Annotated in this window: 4 protein-coding genes and 2 rRNA genes (1 of these 6 only partly in view); 4 read left to right on the top strand and 2 right to left on the bottom strand. The window is 62.3% G+C overall.

Going from position 1 to position 7,806, the window contains the following annotated elements; all coding sequences use genetic code 11:
- The 4 genes from FIV34_RS19680 to FIV34_RS19665 all read left to right on the top strand — a co-directional run.
- Nucleotides 1-2,559: ribosomal RNA gene (locus FIV34_RS19680) — 23S ribosomal RNA — on the top strand; it begins 326 nt to the left of the window's first position.
- Between the two features lie 123 nt (nucleotides 2,560-2,682).
- A 5S ribosomal RNA gene (gene rrf, locus FIV34_RS19675) occupies nucleotides 2,683-2,797 on the top strand.
- 123 nt (nucleotides 2,798-2,920) lie between these two features.
- Nucleotides 2,921-4,525: an ExeA family protein gene (locus FIV34_RS19670; protein WP_139985181.1), complete on the top strand. Its 1,605-nt coding sequence runs from the start codon at nucleotides 2,921-2,923 to the stop codon at nucleotides 4,523-4,525.
- Between the two features lie 2 nt (nucleotides 4,526-4,527).
- Nucleotides 4,528-5,211: a rhomboid family intramembrane serine protease gene (locus FIV34_RS19665; RefSeq protein ID WP_139985180.1), complete on the top strand. Its 684-nt coding sequence runs from the start codon at nucleotides 4,528-4,530 to the stop codon at nucleotides 5,209-5,211.
- Here FIV34_RS19665 and FIV34_RS19660 read toward each other — a convergent pair.
- Nucleotides 5,200-5,940: a glutamine amidotransferase gene (locus FIV34_RS19660; protein ID WP_139985179.1), complete on the bottom strand. Its 741-nt coding sequence runs from the start codon at nucleotides 5,938-5,940 to the stop codon at nucleotides 5,200-5,202. The two genes, FIV34_RS19665 and FIV34_RS19660, sit on opposite strands and share 12 nt — an antisense overlap.
- 3 nt (nucleotides 5,941-5,943) lie before the next feature.
- The gene (tfpB, locus tag FIV34_RS19655; RefSeq protein ID WP_139985178.1) at nucleotides 5,944-7,758 is read right to left on the bottom strand and encodes a type IV pilus assembly ATPase TfpB; all 1,815 of its coding nucleotides are present in this window, start codon (nucleotides 7,756-7,758) and stop codon (nucleotides 5,944-5,946) included.
- Nucleotides 7,759-7,806 lie beyond the last annotated feature (48 nt).

The following is a 7,806-nucleotide window of genomic DNA, read 5'->3' as shown; positions in this document are numbered from 1 at the left end:
GTAGACGAAAGGGTGCATGGCATGAAATTGAGTAAGGCGGGGCACGTGAAACCCTGTCTGAACATGGGGGGACCATCCTCCAAGGCTAAATACTCCTGACTGACCGATAGCGAACTAGTACCGTGAGGGAAAGGCGAAAAGAACCCCGGAGAGGGGAGTGAAATAGACCCTGAAACCGTATACGTACAAGCAGTGGAAGCCCGCAAGGGTGACTGCGTACCTTTTGTATAATGGGTCAGCGACTTACTGTCAGTGGCAAGCTTAACCGTATAGGGGAGGCGAAGGGAAACCGAGTCTGAATAGGGCGAATAGTCTCTGGCAGTAGACCCGAAACCGAGTGATCTATCCTTGACCAGGTTGAAGGTGCGGTAACACGCACTGGAGGACCGAACCCACATCTGTTGCAATAGATGGGGATGAGTTGAGGATCGGAGTGAAAGGCTAAACAAACTCGGAGATAGCTGGTTCTCCTCGAAAGCTATTTAGGTAGCGCCTCGTGCGAACACTGTTGGGGGTAGAGCACTGTTATGGCTAGGGGGTCATTGAGACTTACCAAACCATGGCAAACTCCGAATACCAACACGTGATACACGGGAGACACACGGCGGGTGCTAACGTCCGTCGTGAAAAGGGAAACAACCCAGACCCGCAGCTAAGGTCCCAAAGTCATAGCTAAGTGGAAAACGATGTGGAAAGGCATAGACAGCCAGGAGGTTGGCTTAGAAGCAGCCACCCTTTAAAGAAAGCGTAATAGCTCACTGGTCGAGTCGGTCTGCGCGGAAGATTTAACGGGGCTAAGCTATGCACCGAAGCTCGGGGTGTACAGATTTTGATCTGTACGCGGTAGAGGAGCGTTCCGTAGGCCTGTGAAGGTGGATTGTAAAGTCTGCTGGAGGTATCGGAAGTGCGAATGCTGACATGAGTAACGATAAGGGGGGTGAAAAGCCTCCCCGCCGAAAGCCCAAGGTTTCCTCGCGCAACGTTCATCGGCGCAGGGTGAGTCGGCCCCTAAGGCGAGGCAGAAATGCGTAGTCGATGGGAAGCAGGTTAATATTCCTGCACTTTTCTACAGTGCGATGTGGGGACGGAGAAGGTTAGGTCTACCAGGCGTTGGTTGTCCTGGGGAAAGGCGGTAGGCATGATTCTTAGGCAAATCCGGGAATCTCTATGCCGAGCACCGAGACGAGTCCTATGAGGACGAAGTGACTGACACCACGCTTCCAGGAAAAGCCACTAAGCTTCAGCTGTAGAAAAACCGTACCGTAAACCGACACTGGTAGGCAGGGTGAGAATCCCAAGGCGCTTGAGAGAACTCGGGTGAAGGAACTAGGCAAAATGGCACCGTAACTTCGGGAGAAGGTGCGCCTCTTGGTGTGGTCACGTGCGTGACTGAGCATCGAGGGGTCGCAGTAACCTGGCCGCTGCGACTGTTTATCAAAAACACAGCACTCTGCAAACACGAAAGTGGACGTATAGGGTGTGACGCCTGCCCGGTGCTGGAAGGTTAATTGATGGGGTCAGCCGCAAGGCGAAGCTCTTGATCGAAGCCCCAGTAAACGGCGGCCGTAACTATAACGGTCCTAAGGTAGCGAAATTCCTTGTCGGGTAAGTTCCGACCTGCACGAATGGCGTAACGACAGCGGCGCTGTCTCCACCCGAGACTCAGTGAAATTGAAATCGCTGTGAAGATGCAGCGTTCCCGCGGCAAGACGGAAAGACCCCGTGAACCTTTACTATAGCTTTACACTGAACGTTGAGTTCTTCTGTGTAGGATAGGTGGGAGGCTATGAAACCAGGACGCTAGTTCTGGTGGAGCCATCCTTGAAATACCACCCTGAAGTGCTTGACGTTCTAACCTAGGTCCGTAATCCGGATCGGGGACCGTGTATGGTGGGTAGTTTGACTGGGGCGGTCTCCTCCCAAAGAGTAACGGAGGAGCACGAAGGTACGCTCAGCGCGGTCGGACATCGCGCACTGTGTGCAAAGGCATAAGCGTGCTTGACTGCGAGATCGACGGATCAAGCAGGTACGAAAGTAGGTCTTAGTGATCCGGTGGTTCTGTATGGAAGGGCCATCGCTCAACGGATAAAAGGTACTCCGGGGATAACAGGCTGATACCGCCCAAGAGTTCATATCGACGGCGGTGTTTGGCACCTCGATGTCGGCTCATCACATCCTGGGGCTGTAGCCGGTCCCAAGGGTATGGCTGTTCGCCATTTAAAGTGGTACGCGAGCTGGGTTCAGAACGTCGTGAGACAGTTCGGTCCCTATCTGTCGTGGGCGTTGGAGATTTGAGAGGGGCTGCTCCTAGTACGAGAGGACCGGAGTGGACGTTCCGCTGGTGTTCGGGTTGTCATGCCCATGGCATTGCCCGGTAGCTACGAACGGAAGCGATAACCGCTGAAAGCATCTAAGCGGGAAGCGCGCCTCAAGATGAGATCTCCCGAGAGCTAGACTCTCCTTAAGGCACCATCAAGACTAGGTGGTTGATAGGCACGGTGTGGAAGTGCAGCAATGCATTGAGCTTACGTGTACTAATGAGCCGTGAGGCTTGACCATATAACCCCAAGACGCTTCACCGTCTTAATCTCTTACTCGCTGTTCGACTAAAACCCGGACGCTTGTCACTCGTTTACACCCTCTGTGGAGCCGGCGCTCGAAAAGCGCTGCTCCCACCCCTTCCCTGGCGGCTATAGCGGCGTGGTCCCACCTGATCCCATCCCGAACTCAGAAGTGAAACGCGCATGCGCCGATGGTAGTGTGGCTCAAGCCATGCAAGAGTAGGTCACCGCCAGGGGCCTTACACCCGGAAACCCGGTCTCATCTGAGACCGGGTTTTCTTTTGCCTGCGGTTTGGCGAAATCCTATTCGGCAAATCCACGCGCTCCTACAATGCGCGGCCTTCAGCTAATCTAGGCCTATGTATCTACAGACCTTTGGGCTGCGCGAGCCTCCATTTGCCGAGGCGCCGGAACCGCGATTTGCGTGCCTGTTTGCACGCGAACGCGAGATCCTCGCGCACGTCGAATACGAGCTCGGTGCCAGCGATCACAGCACGACCTTGATCACCGGCGAAGCCGGGATCGGCAAGACGCTGCTGTGCATGCTCATCGAAGCCGACGCACCCCAGCACGGCGTGCGCGCCGTGCGCCACGGCAAGGGCGATTACGCCCTCGAAACGGTGGCCTGGTTGCGTTCGATGTATGCCGGCTTCGGACTGCCGCTGCCGCTCAGCGCGGAAGCCAATACGGCGGACCATCTGGTCGACGGGCTGGCCGCGGGCCTTGGGCGCCTGGCCCATCACGTTAGCCACCGCTTCCTGCTTATCCTCGATGATGCCGAGCAGCTGGGTAACGACGACCTCGCGCTGATCGAGCGCCTCTACGTCGCGTCCGACAAAGCCGGTGCGCCCTTCCACATCGTGCTCGCCGGATTACCGGCCTTGCGCGAACGACTGACGGGCCCGGGCCCGGGCTCGCCCTCGCTGGGTGCGCATGTCCGCAGCCGCTTGCCGCTAAATCCGCTCAACGCCGACGAAAGTGAGCGCTACGTGCGCCATCGCCTCCACGTGGCCGGCACGGCGCAGATGCCCTTCAGCCGGCTCGGATTGCGTTCCCTGCGCGACGACGGCAAGGGCAATCCCAAGCGCCTGAATGCGCTGGCCCACCGCGCCCTCGAGCGTGCGGCGGAGCGAGGCGAACAGAACATCGGTGAGCGCGCGCTGGGCTTCGTCGCCCGCGAAGTGCTGCCACAGTACGCCCGTTACTGGCTGCGCCGTTACCGGAAGCCGATCCTCGCGATTGGCGCCATGCTGGCCGTGTTCTTCGTCGGTGGGTTCGCCGTGTGGGTGCTTACCGGCCACAGCCCGTCGCGGCCAAAGAGTTTCGTGGCGGTCACGCCCGAGCAGGCGCTGGCGAAACTGCAGGACGCCCTGCCACCACCGGAGACCGGCCAGGTTCGCGTCTGGGGTGAGCTGATGGCGCGATGGCAGGTGACGTCCAAGGAGACCACGGTCGCCAACGCCATCAACTGCGACGCGCTGATCTTCCCCGGCTTTGCCTGCGTGAGCGGTCGCGGTTCCCTCGACCAGCTGCGCCGGTTTGATCGCCCGCTGGTGCTCGAGCTGGACGACGCCCACGCACACCAGCAGGTGCTGCTCGTCGGCGCCGGCGACGAGGCCGTGCGTCTTTACCTCGGCGGCAAGTACGTCGAGCTGACCCGCGATGCGTTCGACCGCGTCTGGAAGGGCCGGTTCTATGCCGTCTTCCGCGTGGACCCGGCGATGCCCAACAAGCTGTCCCGCGGTGCTACCGGCGACGGCATGCACTGGCTGGCGTCGCATCTGGCACCTGCCGGCACCAAACTGCCCGACACGGTCGCGTTCGACGCGGGCATGGAGACGCGGGTGCGCAACCTGCAGCAGCGCTTTGGCATCGCCGCCGACGGCGTGGTCGGGCCGGAAACCATGTTCGCGCTGTCGTCGCTGGAAGCCGACGGCCCGCACCTCGCGCGCGGCGTACCCTGAGCATGTTTGTCCATGTGGATACGCGCCGCCGGTCGCGGCTGTGCTGGGCCACGATGCTTATCGTCGTCGTGTGCGTCGTCAGCTTCGTGGGCCTCGCGCTGGCCGGCCGCACCGAGCGCATGGCCATCATGCTTCACTGGGGCACGGTACCGGCCCACCTCTTCGGTACCGGCCTGCCGCTGTGGCAGCAGGTGAGCGACCCGGCCCTGCTGCGTCTGTTCACGGCGATCTTTATCCACGGCGGCTGGCTGCACCTGCTGAGCAACCTGCTGTTCCTGGTGATCTTCAGCCTGCCGGCGGAACGTAGCCTGGGCTCGCCGCGCTTCCTCCTGCTGTTCCTGCTCGGCGGCGTCGTGGCCAACCTGATCGGCGCGATTTCGCTTACCGGCGCATTGGTCGCGATCATCGGCTGCAGCGGCGCGGTGTCCGCGGTGGTCGGCGCCTACGTCACGCTGTTCCCGCGCGCGCGCCTGGGGCTGGTCGTGCCGCTCGGCCTGTACCTGGAATTCGTCCGCGTGCCGGCGTTCCTGCTCATCGGCATCTGGGCCCTGGTGCAGCTGCTCTTTAGCTACGCCGGCGCGAGCTACGGCGCCGTCGTGTGGTGGACCCACATCGGCGGCTTTCTGTTCGGCATCGTGTTCGCGTTTTTCTCGCGCGGCGCCATCGTGCGTCGCCTACGCGGCTGAGGTCTGCCGCGTCACGCCCAGGTGCGTGCGCACGAAGTTCCGCAGCAGGCCCGTCGCGTGCGGCGTCGCAACCACCGCCGCGAGCAGGTCGGCGGGCGGCGTGCCCTCACTGGCAAGCACGTCGTGCTTGCGGCGAATGTAGGCGCGCATCACTTCCGCGGAAAACTCCGGATGGAACTGCGTGCTGATCGCATGCTCGCCATAGCGGACGAGATGGTGCGGATCGCGCGCGGAGCTGGCCAGGGATACCGCGCCACGGGGCAATTCGAGCACGCTTTGTTCGTGCGTCGCGTGGGCATGGAACGTGGTCGGCAAGGCCTTGCCCAGCGCATCCGTCGCCGCGGTCGACGCATGCGTCGTGAGGGCCACGGTACCCATCTCGCGGCCGCCGGGCAGGTAATCCACCCGCCCGCCGAGGGCGTGGGACATCAGCTGGTGGCCGTAGCAGACGCCAAGCATCGGCAGATCCGCATCCATGGCATTGCGGATCCATCCCGCGGTGCGCTCGCTCCACGGCAGGCGCTCGGTCACCATCGACGCGGAGCCGGTAAGGATCACGCCAGAGACTTCCTCCGGATCCGGCAGCGCGTCGCCATGCTCGACGTCGACCACGCGCAGGCGAGGCAAACGCAGGCGCAGGCCCAGCTGGAACCAGCGCGGGAAATCGCCATGGCGTGCGCTGATGACGTCAGGCGCGCGGCCGGTGCGGACAATAAGAACAGGCTTCATGGGTCAGACGACGTCATCGATATCGGTGGGCGGCAGGACGTTGAGTACCTCGCGCACCGTGGTGAGGCCCGCGGCCACCTGGGCCGCGGCGGAAATGCGTAGCGGCTTCATGCCTTCGCGAAGCGCCACGTCGTTGAATTTTGCCAGGTCCAGCTGTGCCGTGATCTGCGAGCGCAGGCGTGGCGACAGCGGCATCATCTCGTACACACCGGTACGGCCGAGGAAGCCTGTTTTACGGCATTCCAGGCAGCCCACCGCCTTGAATACGCGCTCGGGCAATGGGACATCCCAGCCGTGCGTCAGCACGCGCCATTCGTCCGCGTCCTGGGTGGTCGCCTCCTTGCAATGCGGGCACAGCGTGCGCACGAGGCGCTGCGCGACCACGCCGGCCAGGGTGGACTGGATCAGGTAATGCGGCACGCCGAGGTCGAGCAGGCGGGTCACCGCGCTGGGCGAATCGTTGGTATGCAGCGTGGACAGCACCATGTGTCCGGTCAGCGAGGCCTGCACCGCCATCTGCGCGGTTTCCAGGTCGCGCACCTCGCCCACCATGATGATGTCCGGATCCTGGCGGAGCAGGGTGCGCACGCCGGCGGCGAAGTCCAGGTCGATCGCCGGCTGCACCTGCATCTGGTTCAGTTCCGGCGAGACCATTTCAATCGGGTCTTCCACCGTGCACACGTTGATCTCCGGGCGCGCCAGGTGCTTCAGCGTGGAGTACAGCGTGGTGGTCTTACCCGAACCGGTGGGGCCGGTGACCAGCACGATGCCGTGCGGGCGCTCCACCATCGAGCGCCAGATGCGATCTTCTTCCGGTGCGAAACCCAGCTGGCTGAAATCCTTCATCACCAGGTCGGGATCGAAAATACGCATCACCACTTTCTCGCCGAACGCGGTGGGCATGGTCGAGATACGCAGTTCGACTTCGCGGCCGCCGGATGAGCGGGTCTTGATGCGGCCATCCTGCGGACGGCGCTTCTCGGCCACGTCCATGCGCGCGAGGATCTTGATGCGCGAGGTCACCGCCGTCATCACCGGCGGCGGCAACTCGAACACCTTCTGCATCACGCCATCGATGCGGAAGCGCATCTGTCCGGCATCGCGGCGCGGCTCCAGATGGATATCCGACGCACGCTGCTCGAACGCGTACTGCAGCAGCCAGTCCACGATGTGCACGACGTGGCGATCGTCGGCGCCGAGCTCGCCACCCTTGCCCAGTTCGAGCAGCTGCTCGAAGTTGATGATCTTTGCCGACGTCGCGTCCTGGCCCTTCGCGTCCTGGGCCAGCTGGATGGAGCGCTGCACGCCGTAGAACTCAAGCAGGAAACGGTTGATGTCGAGCGGGCTGGACACCACCCGGCGGATGTCCTTGCGCAGCATGTGGCCGAGATCCTGCGCCCATCCGGCGTCGAAGGGTTCGGCGCTGGCGAAGGTCACCTCCGAGGGGGACACCGCGACCGGCAGGATGCGATGGCGTTGCGCATAGGCGCTGCTCACCACCTGGGTGACCTGGGCCACGTTGACCTTCATCGGGTCGATCTTCAGGTAGGGCAGCTGCGCCTTCCCGGCCAGCCACTCCACGAGCATCTCAAGGCTGATCGGCCGGCCCGGTTCGCGGCGGTTTTCCAGCTTGCTGTTGGCGATGAGCACCAGCGGGTGCAGCTCGATGGCGCTCTTGCCGGCGCGCGACCCGCCGCGGATGCCCTTGGCATCATCGCCGGTGAGATAACCGTCCACCACCAGGGAGGCCAGGACCTCTTCCAGCTCGAGCCGGCCGCGACGGCCCAGCACGGCGGCGTGTTGCGGATTGACTGCCATGTGCTCCAACCCTGTAAATAGGCTACGCCGCTATACTAGCCCGCTTTC

The sequence above is a fragment of the Luteibacter pinisoli genome, from assembly GCF_006385595.1.
Lineage (GTDB): Bacteria > Pseudomonadota > Gammaproteobacteria > Xanthomonadales > Rhodanobacteraceae > Luteibacter > Luteibacter pinisoli.
Note: the sequence above shows the minus strand (reverse complement) of the source record. Positions and strands in the feature narration are given on the sequence as shown.

Bases quoted from the DNA above. Each gene is read 5' to 3' on its own strand.
- tfpB (WP_139985178.1), bottom strand. From the start codon at position 7,758: ATGGCAGTCAATCCGCAACACGCCGCCGTGCTGGGCCGTCGCGGCCGG.
- FIV34_RS19660 (WP_139985179.1), bottom strand. From the start codon at position 5,940: ATGAAGCCTGTTCTTATTGTCCGCACCGGCCGCGCGCCTGACGTCATC.
- FIV34_RS19665 (WP_139985180.1), top strand. From the start codon at position 4,528: ATGTTTGTCCATGTGGATACGCGCCGCCGGTCGCGGCTGTGCTGGGCC.
- FIV34_RS19670 (WP_139985181.1), top strand. From the start codon at position 2,921: ATGTATCTACAGACCTTTGGGCTGCGCGAGCCTCCATTTGCCGAGGCG.